Below are 13,523 nucleotides of genomic sequence, written 5' to 3' on the forward strand. Positions count from 1 at the left end.
TGATAAACTAATGAAGTTGTATATATTAATAGGTAGAGAAAAGGAAGATTTGTATGAAGACAAAACGTGAAGACATTCGTAATATAGCCATTATCGCCCATGTTGACCATGGAAAGACGACATTGGTAGATGAATTATTAAAACAAAGCGGCGTATTCCGCGAGAATCAGGAAGTAGAAGAACGCGTCATGGACTCCAATGACATCGAGCGGGAGCGCGGCATTACCATCCTGTCGAAAAACACTGCCGTATACTATAAAGACACGAAGATCAACATTATCGACACGCCCGGTCACGCCGACTTCGGCGGTGAAGTGGAACGCGTCCTTAAGATGGTAAATGGAGTCGTCCTGGTGGTAGATGCTTTCGAGGGAGCCATGCCTCAGACCAAATTCGTACTGCGCAAGGCACTGGATCTGAATCTCCCGGTCATCGTCTGCATCAATAAGATTGACCGTCCGGAAGCCAGGCCTGACGAAGTCATTGATGAGGTCCTGGAATTATTCATGGATCTGGATGCCTCCGATGACCAGCTGGACTGTCCTTTTATATACGCTTCCGCCAAATCCGGAATTGCTGTCCTGGATCTGACGGATGAAGAAAAGGACATGCAGCCTCTCTTTGAGACGATCCTGGAATATATTCCGGCGCCGGAAGGAGACCCGGATGCTTCCACCCAGGTATTGATCAGCACCATCGACTACAATGAGTATGTAGGCCGTATCGGCGTGGGAAAGGTGGACAACGGCACGATCAAAGTGGGTATGGATGCGATCGTTGTCAATGAGCACAATCCCGATCGTCAGGAAAAAGTCCGCATCAGCAAGCTCTATGAATTCGACGGACTGAATAAGGTAGATGTAAAGGAAGCTACCATCGGCTCCATCGTTGCCATCTCCGGAATTGCCGATATCTCCATCGGGGATACCATCTGCTCTCCGGAAGAGCCAAAGGCGATTCCATTCCAGAAGATCTCAGAGCCGACTATCGCGATGCAGTTTATCGTAAATGACAGTCCTTTTGCCGGCCAGGAAGGAAAATACGTTACCTCCCGGCATCTGCGCGACCGCCTGTTCCGGGAATTGAACACGGATGTAAGCCTCCGTGTGGAAGAATCCGACAGCACCGACAGTTTCAAAGTGTCCGGCCGGGGCGAGCTGCATCTGTCCGTCCTGATCGAGAACATGCGCCGGGAAGGGTATGAATTCGCGGTCAGCAAGGCGGAAGTCCTGTATAAAAAGGATGAAAACGGCAAATTATTAGAACCAATGGAAGTTGCGTATATTGATGTTCCGGATGAATTTACCGGAACCGTCATTGACAAGCTAAGCCAGAGAAAGGGAGAACTGCAGGGCATGGGAACCACCGGCGGCGGCTATACCAGGCTGGAGTTTAAAATTCCTTCCCGAGGGCTCATCGGCTACCGTGGAGAATTCCTCACCGATACCAAGGGGAATGGAATTATGAATACCGCGTTTGACGGATATGCGCCTTATAAAGGGGATATCCAGTACCGCAAGCAAGGCTCCCTCATCGCTTTCGAGACTGGCGAGTCCGTAACCTATGGCTTGTACAGTGCCCAGGAACGAGGCGTACTCTTCATCGGACCAGGCGAAAAGGTATATTCCGGAATGGTAATCGGTGAAAATGCCAAGACGGATGATATTGAAGTGAACGTCTGCAAGACCAAGCATCTGACCAACACGCGTTCATCCAGCGCCGATGAAGCGCTGCGTCTGACTACGCCTAAGGTCTTAAGCCTGGAAGAAGCGCTGGACTTCATCGATACCGACGAGTTGTTGGAAGTAACCCCTGAGAATCTTAGGATCCGCAAGAAAATCCTGGATCCGAAAATGAGAAAAAGAGGAAATAAATAATGACATTTTTATGGCTGTTAGAAGGAATCCGTACTCCCTTCTTAGACAAACTGATGCAATTCATCACATATTTTGGCCAGGAAATCATCATCATAGCGGTTATCTGCGCACTGTACTGGTGCGCGGATAAGCGCTTTGCTTATCTGCTTGGCTTTACTTATTTTACGGCCGGACTGTGCGTGCAGTCCCTAAAGATCACATTCCGCATTCCAAGGCCCTGGATTCTGGATCCTGGCTTCCATGCGGTAGAAAGCGCCATTCCCGGCGCAACAGGCTACTCGTTTCCCAGCGGGCATACGCAGGGCGCTACCTGCCTGTTCTTCCCGCTGGCGCTAAAAGCAAGGAAGTTCTGGATAAAGTTTCTGTGTATCCTTGCTTTCCTTGCCATTGGATTCTCCCGGATGTATCTGGGCTGCCACACGCCCAAAGATGTGCTGGCATCCATGGGCATCTCTCTTCTGGTATCTGCCCTTATCTGGCACTACCAGGAGTTTTTCCTGGATGACACCAAGCACCTGAAACTGATCGCCGCTATCCTGGCCGGCCTCTCCCTGGCTGTTGCCGCCTATTCCCTGATCCTGCTTCGAAATGGCACGATCGAAGTCAAATATGCGGCAGACTGCTGTAAGGCTGCCGGAGCAGGGCTCGGATTCGCCATCGGCTGGTACGTAGAACGTACCCGTCTGAATTTTGACACCCGCACTGGGAATTTCTGGTCCCAGATATTGAAACTGGCCGCTGGTTTAGCGGCTGCGCTCATAATCAAGGAAGGCTTTTCGCTTCTCTTCGGAAGTTCTATCTTGGCAAAAATGGTGGAATATCTTATACTGGTGTTGTGGGTATTGGTAATCTACCCTTATCTATTCAGTAAACTATTGAGGAGAAATGTATGAGACACTATGTAACGATCTTTTTGAAACGGCTGGCCGTGGTACTGGAATTCGTCATTTCCATCATGCTGGCCATCGGTATCGTCCTGCTGTGCCTTCGCATGGCTACTTCTTTAAGCAGCATCCCCAATCTGGATGTCTGGCCTAATTATGACGACCTGCTGGAAACCTGCTTTAACCTGATTATCGGCGTCGAATTAATACGGATGATGTATTCCCATACGCCAAGCACGGTATTCGAGGTTCTGCTTTTTGCAATCGCCCGCCAGATCATCGTAGACCACTCTTCTATCTGGAGCAGCCTGGTCGGCGTATGCGCCATTGCCGTACTTTTTGCAACCAGAAAATTCCTGTTCTGCGAATTTGACGTATCCGATGAAATCGTCTTTAGGGCAAGCACCAGGATCAAGACCGTCAACAAAATACTGGGCATCGACATTCCCTATGAGGGCGCAAAAACCTTGTACGAGATTATCACGAAAAAGTTCGAAGAATATGAGATTGAGACTGGCGTAGGCGCCTGCGTATACTTTTCTGACTGTGGCCTCAGGGTTGCCAAGATGCATGATGGAAAAATTTCAAGAATTGAAGTAATACATGCTATACATTAATGTCCAAACATGATATACTACATATATCAGATAGATCACCAGTCTTGATATCAATTGTCAGACTTTATCTTCTGAAAATTATGTCGAAAAGGAGTTGGACATCATGAAGTTTATCATTATCGGAAAGAACATCGATGTAACACCCGGCTTAAAAGAAGCCGTAGAAAACAAGTTAGGAAAGTTAGAGAGGTACTTTACTCCTGATACGGAAATCCACGTAACCTTAAGCGTACAGAGAGAACGCCAGAAAATCGAAGTAACCATCCCCGTAAAGGGCGGCATTATCCGCTCCGAGCAGGAAAGCAGCGATATGTATGTATCCATTGATCTGGTTGAAGAGGTAATTGAGCGTCAGCTTCGCAAATATAAGAACAAGTTAATTGCAAGGCACCAGGAAGGAAGTGGAAATTTCAAGCAGGAATTCTTTGACAGCGGCGAGCGTTCCGAAGATGATGGCGAGATTAAGATCGTCCGCACCAAAAAATTCGGCTTCAAGCCAATGTATCCGGAAGATGCCTGCGTACAGATGGAACTTCTTGGACATGATTTCTTTGTATTCTGCAATGCAGAGACCGATGAAGTAAATGTTGTATACAGAAGGAAAAATGGAACGTTCGGCCTGATCGAGCCTGAATTTTCCTAAAATTTCAAACTTTATATTCTTAATGATAATATTCAGGGGATGTCCCCTCCTATGGTCGATCCGTAGGAGGGGACATCCCCTTTGTCTATTCTTCCAGCACCAGCACTTCTCCGGATACTTCTGCAAAATAACACTGCTCTCCTTCTTCCATTCCTGCCTGCCCATTGGTTCCCTCGCGTATCTCGGCCTTGACGGCTTCTAAGACATCGAGAGGTACCAGCGCGGCTATTTCCACCTTATCCGTATAGATAGAATCCAGAATCTTTATGCCCCTCTGTCCAAAAATATACTGGATTTTTCCCAATCCTGCATAATCCGTGGCAAGTCGAAGTTTAACTCCGGGAATTTTGGTTATAATCACTGATGAGGCCAAACCTTGTTTGGCTGCAGATGAATAGGCACGGACCAGCCCGCCGGTTCCAAGCAGTGTTCCTCCAAAATATCTCGTTACCACTATGGCAGCATTGTGAATCTCCTCTCCAGTGAGAACATCCAGCATAGGCTTTCCCGCGGTACCGCCAGGCTCTCCATCATCGCTGCACCTTTGCAGCTCATCATGTTCCCCGATGACATAGGCAAAGCAGTTATGCGTGGCATTCCAATACTTCTTCTTCATCGCCTCGATGAACTTAAGCGCCTCTTCTTCCGTATGGACTGGCACCACAGTAGCGATAAAGCGGGATTTCTTTTCAGTGATCTCGCCCTCGCCGCCTTTGTATACCGTCTTATATTGTGATAGCATATAGTCACCCTTTCGTACATTACATAGTCGTTATATCTATTACTATACCGAATTTCTTAAGATTTTCCTACTGAAATATGAAGTTTTCATTTTTTTCTTTATTAAAGCCTGTTTATTTGCTATAATGACTTGGTATGAAGGAGGCCTGAACTCATGAATTATGGTAAGAAAAAAGCTTCTCAAAAGCAGAAAAAAATAACGTCGAAATCTACCATGCAGGGAAAAAGAGTCGGCGTACGGCTTTTCAAGGCATTTCTACTCTGTCTTGTAGTTGTGGCCGTTATCGGAGTAATTGGCGGCGGCATTTTCGTCAAGAAGATCATTGCCGACACTCCGGACGTGTCTCCATCTGACGTAAAGCCAAAAGGGTTTACTACTTTTGTCTATGCCGACGATGGCTCCACCGAGATTGAACGTTTCGTATCTTCTGGTTCAAACCGTGTATATAAGTCTATTGACGAGATACCTAAGGATTTGCAGCATGCATTTGTAGCAATCGAAGACGAACGTTTCTACGACCACAATGGTATTGATCTTCAGGGTATCGCCCGTGCAGCAGTTGTAGGCATAACTTCCGGAGATTTCTCCGAAGGCGCGAGTACCCTTACGCAGCAGCTGATTAAGAATAATGTATTTCCGAATTTCACCAAAGAAAAGACTTTCTATGACAGACTGCAGAGAAAGCTCCAGGAGCAGTACCTTGCGCTGCAGATTGAAAAACAGATGGACAAGGATGAGATCCTGGAAAGCTATATGAACACCATCAACCTTGGCCAGAATTCCCTGGGCGTGCAGGCTGCCGCCAAGAGATATTTTAACAAGGACGTATCCGAGCTGACGCTGTCAGAAAGCGCAGTCATTGCAGGCATTACCCAGAATCCGACCGAATACAATCCGATCACCAATCCGGAGGACAACCAGAAGCGCCGGAACAAGGTTCTGAAAAACATGCTGGATCAGGGGTACATCAAGCAGGCCCAATATGACGAAGCCATGGCGGATGATGTATATGCCAGGATCCAGACGGTCAACAGCACGGCAGGCGAAGAAAGCCCATACAGCTACTTCGTGGATGCCCTGGCAGAACAAGTCATGAAGGATCTGCGCGAGCAGCTGGGATATACGGAGACCCAGGCCTATAATGCCGTGTACAGCGGAGGCTTGAGCATCTACTCCACCCAGAATATGGGGATCCAGCAGATCTGTGATGAAGAGATGAATGACGACGCCAACTATCCCGGCCTGAAAGAATACGGCCTGGATTATGCCCTCACCGTTACAAGGGCGGATGGTTCTGTAGAAAACTATAGTTCCGGCCACATTAAGCAATATGTTAAAAATGCCTATGGCAAGGAGCAGGGGCTTCTGTATTCCAGCGAGGATGAGGCTCGCGCCATGGTGGAAGAATGGAAGACGACGATTGCCCAGGAAGGGGATGCCTATGACGAGGTTATCAATATCACCCCGCAGCCCCAGGCCGCTGTCACGATTATCGACCAGGCCACCGGCCAGATCAAGGCCATGGTAGGCGGGCGAGGAGCCAAGTCGACTAGTCTTGGGCTGAACCGTGCCTATGGAACCGGCAAGACGGGCTCCAAGAGACAGCCCGGATCCTGCTTTAAGATACTGGCGTCCTATGCGCCGGCGCTGGATGCCTGCGGCAAGACGCTGGCCACCGTCATCGAAGATGAGCCTTACACATTGAAAGGTGGACAGGTTCTGAGAAATGCGGATGGCAATTATCGCGGACCTGTTACAATCCGCAATGCCATTGCCAAATCCGTCAATGTGTGCGCGGTAAAACTTAGCGACGAGATCACTCAGGAATTAGGCTTTGAGTATTGCGAGAAATTCGGCATCACCACCCTTGTAAAAAGCAAGGAAGTCAACGGAGGCATATACAGCGACCTTAGCCAGACTCTGGCACTGGGAGGTATTACGGACGGCGTTTATAATTATCAAATGTGCGCTGCCTATGCTACGATCGCCAATGGCGGCGTATACAATTCGCCTACCCTGTATACGAAGATCCTGGATCACGACGGCAATGTGCTTCTGGAAGGAACAGGCGAGAAGCGTACCGTTCTCAAGGACAGCACGGCTGCTCTTCTGACCAGCGCGATGCAGACGGTTGTGGAATCTGGTACAGGTACGGCATGCCAGCTTCCGAACATGCCGGTTGCCGGCAAGACTGGTACCACCACTTCCAATAAGGACTTGTGGTTCTGCGGCTTCACCCCTTACTATACATGCGCGGTATGGGGCGGCTACGATGATAACAAAGAATGCAACTATGATACGAACTTCCGGTTCCGCCTGTGGAAAGGCATCATGAGCAGGGTACACGAAAACCTGGAGCCTAAGGAGTTCACAATGCCATCCTCGGTTGAGCAGAAAACCGTATGCTCCATCACTGGAAAACTTGCGGTCGCAGGCAGCTGCCCGGCAATCACCGAGTATTTCGCAACCGACACGGCTCCGACAGAAAGTTGTCCGGGCCACGGCAATTCCGGCGGTAATACGGACGATAAGAAGACGGATGATCCGAATAGCGGAACCACTACGCCGACGACTCCAACCGATCCAAACTCCGGCGGTACGACTCCGCCTGACGGCGGCGGTGGGGATACGCCAGCGCCGACTCCGCCTGACAGTGGCGGCGGGGATACGCCAACACCTCCTGACGGCGGTGGTGGTGGCGAAGGTGGCACTACCCAGTAATTACGAATCAACAATAAAGAGATTAAAAAGCAGCAGAATCCCAAACGATTCTGCTGCTTTTATTTTCTTATATAATGCAAGTCCTGATCTTGCTGCTCTCCTCTAAAGGATCAATTTCGCTGCTCCGCAGATTCCTGCGTCATTTCCCAGCGTCGCAAGCACCAGCCTGGTATCTTCATTGGCAAAAAATGCCCGTTCCTTGAACGCTTTCTCCACATATTTAAGCAGGATATCCCCGGCTTTTGACACTCCACCGCCGATCACGATGACGGAAGGATCTGTGATCGCTGCCAGATTGGCCAGCGCGTGTCCCAGATATGCGCCAAACTCTTCCACGATCTCTTCTGCGATCTTATCTCCCTTTTTCAGTTCATCAAACACGGCCTTGGCGCTAAGTTTACGGTCCCTGAGGGAAGAAGGCGCATCATCTGCTTTCAAGCGCTTTCCTGCCAGCCTGGTGATTCCGGTGGCGGAAGCATATTGTTCGAGGCAGCCTTGGTTGCCGCATCCGCAATGATCCTCCTCCTCATAGTTGACGCAGATATGTCCGATCTCTCCGCCCGCTCCGTGGGCACCCACCACGGGCTGTCCATTCACGATGACTCCGCCGCCCACGCCGGTTCCCAGAGTGACCATGATCAGATTCTTCTCTCCTTTGCCTGCGCCCAGCCACATCTCGCCCAGCGCAGCCATATTGGCATCATTGCCCACCGCAACCTTCATCTGCGTCAGGTCTTCCATCTCCCTGCGGACTTCCTTATATCCCCATCCAAGGTTTGCCGTATTCTGGACGATGCCTTCAGCATTTACCGGGGCAGGAATGCCAATCCCGATGCCCGACACCTGCTCCTTTCCCAGTTTCTTTTCCTCCATCTTCTGCTTCAAGGAATCGGCTACATCCGGAAGGATCGCCTCGCCTTTCTGCTCAGTCCGGGTCTTAATCTCCCACTTCTCCAATAGTTCTCCTTCTATCGTAAAGAGACCCATCTTGACTGTGGTTCCTCCGATATCAACTCCAAAACAATACTCCATTCCTGCCATATCCTCCTATTTCTTTGCCAGATTCTGCTGTACGCGCTTATAGAGTTCCTGGGCCGCGTTGTACCCCATTTTCTTCTGCCTGTGGTTGATCGCTGCCGTCTCGACAATGATTGCCAGATTACGTCCTGGACGGATCGGCAGCTGGTGGCATACGACCTTGTTTCCAAGAAACTCCGTGTACTCTTCTTCCAGTCCCAGACGGTCATATTCCTTCTCCCGGTTCCAATCTTCCAGCGTAATGACCAGATCAATGTTCTGGGTCTCTCTTACGCTCTGTACGCCGAACAGGGTCTTTACATCCACGATGCCAATTCCCCTTAATTCAATAAAGTGCCTTGTAATATCCGGAGCAGAACCCACCAGAGTCTCGTCGCTGACCTTGCGGATCTCTACCACGTCGTCGCTGACAAGACGGTGTCCTCTCTTAATCAGTTCCAGGGCCGCCTCGCTCTTACCGATTCCGCTCTCTCCCATAATCAGGACGCCTACGCCGTATACGTCCACCAGAACTCCGTGGATGGAAATGCAGGGGGCCAGCGCTACATTCAGCCAGCGGATGATCTCCGCCGTAAACTCTGAAGTCTGCTTCTCCGTTATAAACACCGGTATATTGGCCCTTGTCGCTTTCTCAAGGAGCATTGGCTCCGGCGGAAGATTCCGGCAGAAGATTATGCAAGGAATCTGATAGGACAACAATGTCTCATAAGTCTCTTCCTTCGTCTTCTCGTCCATCGTCTCCAGGAATGTATACTCAACATACCCGATAATCTGAACACGTTCCGAGTCAAAATGCTCGAAGAACCCGGTAAGCTGCAGGGCCGGCCTGTTGATATCCGGAACCTCCACCTTCTTCTCCGTCAGATCCACATCCGGCGTAAGATTCTTAAGGTTCATCTTCTCTACAACCTTCTTTAATCCAACTTTATTAGCCATAGCACTCTCCTTCATAACACTTAATTTGTACAAAATAACTGTGTTTATTATATCATATCAATGGAAAAAGTTATATACGTCCCTCGCTGATTTTTCATTCATGGACGGTAACTCCTTCAACTGCTCCACCGTAGCATTCTTGATAGCCTCGATATTCTCAAAATGACGCATCAGATCTTTCCTTCTCGCCGGCCCTACTCCCGGGATATCATCCAGAATCGAATGCACCTGTCCCTGGCTGCGAAGCTGCCTGTGGAATGTAACCGCGAATCTATGAGCCTCGTCCTGGATTCTGGTAATCAGCTTAAAACTCTCAGAATCCTTGTCAATGCGGATTTCCTCATTCTGGTAATACAGCCCTCTGGTTCTGTGGCTGTCATCTTTTACCATACCGCAGACCGGGATATTAAGACGAAGTTTATCCAGCACCCGAAGCGCTACATTCACCTGTCCTTTTCCTCCATCCATTAGTATCAGATCCGGAAACAGGGTAAATCCTCCCATCTCCTTCCCTTCTTCCTTCTCCCTGAGTCCATGCTCAAAACGCCTGGTCAGGACTTCTTCCATGCTGGCATAATCATCTGCCCCCTGCACCCCTTTAATCTTGAACTTCCGGTAATCATTGCGTTTGGGCCTTCCTTTTTCATATACCACCATGGAGCCTACTGACTCAAAGCCATTGGTATTGGAAATATCGTATGCCTCCATCCTCACGATCCCTGTAAGCCCCAGCAGTTTCTCCAGTTCCTTTACCGCGCCGATGGTTCTTCCTTCCTCCCGCTTCAGTCGTTCTTTATCCGTACTCAGAACCAACTGCGCATTCTTTTTGGCCAGTTCCACTAATTTTTCCTTGGTCCCTTTCTTGGGCACGATCAGGCGTACCCGGTGTCCACGCCTCTTAGTAAGCCATTCCTCGATGACCGTCCGATCTTCTATCTCCTCCGGAAGCATCAGGCGGGGCGGGATATATGGCGTTCCAGCGTAGAACTGCTTGATGAAGCTGGAGAGAATCTCGCTCTGCGTCTCTCCCTTTGCAATCTTAAGGTAGAAATGATCCCTTCCGATCAGCCTGCCTCCACGAATGAAGAATACCTGCACCACCGCGTCTTCCTCTTCCACCGCCACGGCAAGTATATCCCTGTCCTCCCCTGCCGTGTCCGTAATCTTCTGCTTCTGCGCGATCTTCTGGACGCTCGTCAGAAGTTCCCGGTACTCGATCGCTCTCTCGAATTCCAACGCTTCCGAAGCTTCCTCCATCTTCTCTTCCAGTTCTTTTAAGATAACGTCATAATTCCCATTGAGAAAATGGATCACCTCATTGACTGATTCCCGGTACTCTTCCTGGGATATGTATCCCTGGCAGGGCGCCTTGCACTGGTGGATGTGATAGTTCAGGCAAGGACGCTCTTTTCCGATATCCCGGGGAAGCTTCCGGTTGCAGCTGCGGATCTGGTATAGTTTGCGGATCAGCTCGATGGCATCCTTCACTGCCCCCGCGCTGGTATAAGGGCCAAAATACTTAGACTTATCCTTCACCATCTTCCTCGCCAGCATGACTCTTGGAAATGGCTCTTCCACCGTCACCTTGATAAACGGATAGGCCTTGTCGTCCATCAGCATCGTATTATACTTGGGCCTGTGCTCTTTAATAAGATTGCATTCCAGCACAAGCGCTTCCAGTTCCGAATCGGTCACGATATACTCGAACCTGCGGATATGGGTCACCATCTGCTCAATCTTGGCTCCCTTGTTCCTGCTGCTTTGAAAATACTGCCGCACACGGTTCTTCAAACTGATAGCTTTTCCCACATAGATAATGTCGTCTTTCTCATCATGCATGATATACACGCCAGGCTTTCCCGGCAATTTCTTTAATTCTTCCTGAATGTCAAACATGTCGTCTCCCCCAGTAAAAAACCAGAAGAAATCCGCCTGCTCCCGGCAGATCTTCCTCTGGTTCCATACGATAATCTATCCTTCTATGATTCTATATGCTCTTCTGGCACAGGCTGGCCCTCCTCTGCCGGGTCATCCTCTCGTGCCTCGCCGTCGGCCTCAGGAGCAGGGCTGCTGCTCTCATCCACCGGATTCATAGCGATACGTTCCTCAGACTTCTTAGCGGACTCCGGATCAATCCCTTCCACTTCGTGGAAGATATTCATGAACTCTTTGCCTGTGATCGTTTCTTTCTCGATCAGGAATGCGGCAATCTTATCCAGGGAATCCCTATGCTGGCTTAGCAGTCTCTTTGCTTCTTCATAGGCATCCTTCAGCATCTTCATGACTTCCTGGTCAATCTCGGAAGCTGTCTCCTGCCCGCAGTTGCTCACAGGCCTTCCGTCCAGATAACGGTTCTGGATGGATTCCAGGCCGATCAGGCCGAATTTCTCGCTCATGCCATACTGCGTGATCATGGCTCTGGCAACGTTGGTAGCCTTTTCAATATCATTGGCCGCCCCGGTAGTGACGGTGTCAAATACGATCTCTTCCGCCGCGCGTCCTGCCAGCATTCCCACAAGCATCGCCTGCAGTTCTTTCTTCGTATTCAGGAACTTCTCTTCCTCCGGCGTCTGCATGACGTATCCAAGAGCGCCCATGGTTCTTGGGACGATCGTAATCTTCTGTACCGGCTCCGCGTCTTTTTGAAGCGCGCTTACCAGCGCATGTCCAACCTCATGGTAAGATACGATCCTTCGCTCCTCCTGGCTCATAATCCGGTCTTTCTTTTCCTTGCCCACCAGGACTACTTCTACAGCCTCGAACAGGTCTGCCTGAGAAACTGCCTTCCTTCCATTCTTAACGGCATTGATCGCCGCCTCATTGATCATATTGGCCAGATCAGAGCCTACCGCGCCGGAAGTTGCCAGCGCAATGGCTTCCAAATCAACCGTCTCGTCCATCCGCACATCTTTGGAATGAACCTTTAATACATCGACTCTTCCCTTAAGATCAGGCTTCTCCACAATGATACGCCGGTCAAAACGTCCCGGACGCAGAAGCGCCGGATCCAGAATCTCAGGACGGTTGGTGGCTGCCAGAAGCACAAGGCCTTTGTTGCTCTCAAAACCATCCATCTCTGCCAGCAGCTGGTTCAGAGTCTGCTCCCTCTCATCGTTGCTTCCCAGCTGATTGTCACGGCTCTTGCCGATCGCGTCGATCTCATCGATAAATATGATGCATGGCGCCATCTGCTGCGCCTGCTTGAACAGGTCACGCACCCTGGAAGCACCGACGCCTACATACATCTCAACGAAGGCTGATCCGCTTAAGGAGAAGAACGGTACCTTCGCCTCGCCTGCCACTGCCTTTGCCAGCAGCGTCTTTCCGGTACCGGGAGGTCCTACCAGCAGCGCGCCTTTTGGAAGCTTGGCTCCTACGCTGGTGTATTTTCCCGGATTATGAAGGAAATCCACCACTTCCTGGAGGGATTCCTTTGCTTCATCCTGCCCGGCCACATCCTTGAATGTAACGCCGGTCTGCTTCTCTACATACATCTTGGCGTTGCTTTTGCCAACGCCCATCATTCCGCCGCCCTTAGACATCTTCCTGGTCATCCAGACAATCATGCCCACCAATAGCGCGATCGGAAGGAATGTAAAGATGATCTGGGCCACTACGGCAGAAGTGGTATCCGGTATCTCCTGCTCATACTTAACGCCGGCCTCATACAGCTTGTCGGACAGCGTATCATCCTTTACAACGCCGGTATAATATTGCTTGGCCGGCTTCTTGTCACCCTTTGCCTTCTTCTGGGTAATCACGATCTTATCGTTCTGGATTACGACTTTTTCTACTTTGCCTTTATCCACCATCTTCAGGAACTCATCATAACTGACTTCCTTATCCCCGGTCATCCCCTGAAATTGATAGAGGGCCAGCACCAGGATGGTGGTAATCAACGTTACCAATATAATAAAAGATAAGCCTTGCTTATTATTTTTATTATTTTTGTTCTTGTTATTCTGGTTGTCCATTTTATTCCTCCTGTATTACCCTTCCATTATACGGACAGCCTACTTAGAAATCAATAAAAACATTATGAAAAGATTGTAAACTTCCTATATC

The 13,523-nt window shown here is 49.6% G+C and carries 10 protein-coding genes; 5 read left to right on the forward strand and 5 right to left on the reverse strand.

From position 1 onward, the window contains the following. Nucleotides 1-53: 53 nt before the first annotated feature. The 4 genes from typA (at nt 54) to hpf (ending at nt 4,021) form a co-directional block, all read left to right on the forward strand. The gene (gene typA, locus K0036_RS13130) at nt 54-1,877 is read left to right on the forward strand and encodes a translational GTPase TypA (protein WP_220429931.1); all 1,824 of its coding nucleotides are present in this window, start codon (nt 54-56) and stop codon (nt 1,875-1,877) included. After that, a complete protein-coding gene (locus K0036_RS13135; RefSeq protein ID WP_220429932.1) occupies nt 1,877-2,770 on the forward strand; it encodes a phosphatase PAP2 family protein in 894 nt (297 codons plus the stop codon). Before typA ends, K0036_RS13135 begins: the two co-directional genes overlap by 1 nt. Then, a complete protein-coding gene (locus K0036_RS13140) occupies nt 2,767-3,378 on the forward strand; it encodes a transporter associated domain-containing protein (protein WP_220429933.1) in 612 nt (203 codons plus the stop codon). The genes K0036_RS13135 and K0036_RS13140 overlap by 4 nt, the downstream gene beginning before the upstream one ends. Nucleotides 3,379-3,481: 103 nt before the next feature. Next, entirely contained in the window at nt 3,482-4,021 is a 540-nt protein-coding gene (hpf, locus tag K0036_RS13145; RefSeq protein ID WP_004608331.1) for a ribosome hibernation-promoting factor, HPF/YfiA family, read from the forward strand. Between the two features lie 85 nt (nt 4,022-4,106). On the opposite strand, the gene K0036_RS13150 is transcribed toward hpf, so the two are convergent. Next, complete coding sequence (locus K0036_RS13150; protein ID WP_173693854.1) at nt 4,107-4,763, reverse strand: YigZ family protein; 657 nt, start codon at nt 4,761-4,763, stop codon at nt 4,107-4,109. A 153-nt stretch (nt 4,764-4,916) separates the two neighbouring features. On the opposite strand from K0036_RS13150, the gene K0036_RS13155 reads away from it, so the two are divergent. Next, nucleotides 4,917-7,484 (forward strand): transglycosylase domain-containing protein, encoded by a 2,568-nt coding sequence (locus K0036_RS13155; RefSeq protein WP_220429934.1) that lies wholly within the window; start codon nt 4,917-4,919, stop codon nt 7,482-7,484. A 102-nt stretch (nt 7,485-7,586) separates the two neighbouring features. Here the strand turns inward: K0036_RS13155 and K0036_RS13160 are convergent, their stop codons facing one another. From K0036_RS13160 to ftsH, 4 genes are all read right to left on the reverse strand, one after another. Beyond that, the gene (locus tag K0036_RS13160; protein ID WP_220429935.1) at nt 7,587-8,516 is read right to left on the reverse strand and encodes an ROK family glucokinase; all 930 of its coding nucleotides are present in this window, start codon (nt 8,514-8,516) and stop codon (nt 7,587-7,589) included. Between the two features lie 15 nt (nt 8,517-8,531). Further along, nucleotides 8,532-9,458, reverse strand: coding sequence for an HPr(Ser) kinase/phosphatase (gene hprK, locus K0036_RS13165; protein ID WP_025642906.1), 927 nt, complete (start codon nt 9,456-9,458; stop codon nt 8,532-8,534). Nucleotides 9,459-9,515: 57 nt separating this feature from the next. Continuing rightward, nucleotides 9,516-11,354: an excinuclease ABC subunit UvrC gene (gene uvrC, locus K0036_RS13170; RefSeq protein WP_220429936.1), complete on the reverse strand. Its 1,839-nt coding sequence runs from the start codon at nt 11,352-11,354 to the stop codon at nt 9,516-9,518. 83 nt (nt 11,355-11,437) lie between these two features. After that, a complete protein-coding gene (gene ftsH / locus K0036_RS13175) occupies nt 11,438-13,432 on the reverse strand; it encodes an ATP-dependent zinc metalloprotease FtsH (RefSeq protein WP_220429937.1) in 1,995 nt (664 codons plus the stop codon). Between the last annotated feature and the right edge of the window lie 91 nt (nt 13,433-13,523).

This window comes from [Clostridium] scindens (genome assembly GCF_019597925.1).
GTDB lineage: Bacteria > Bacillota > Clostridia > Lachnospirales > Lachnospiraceae > Clostridium_AP.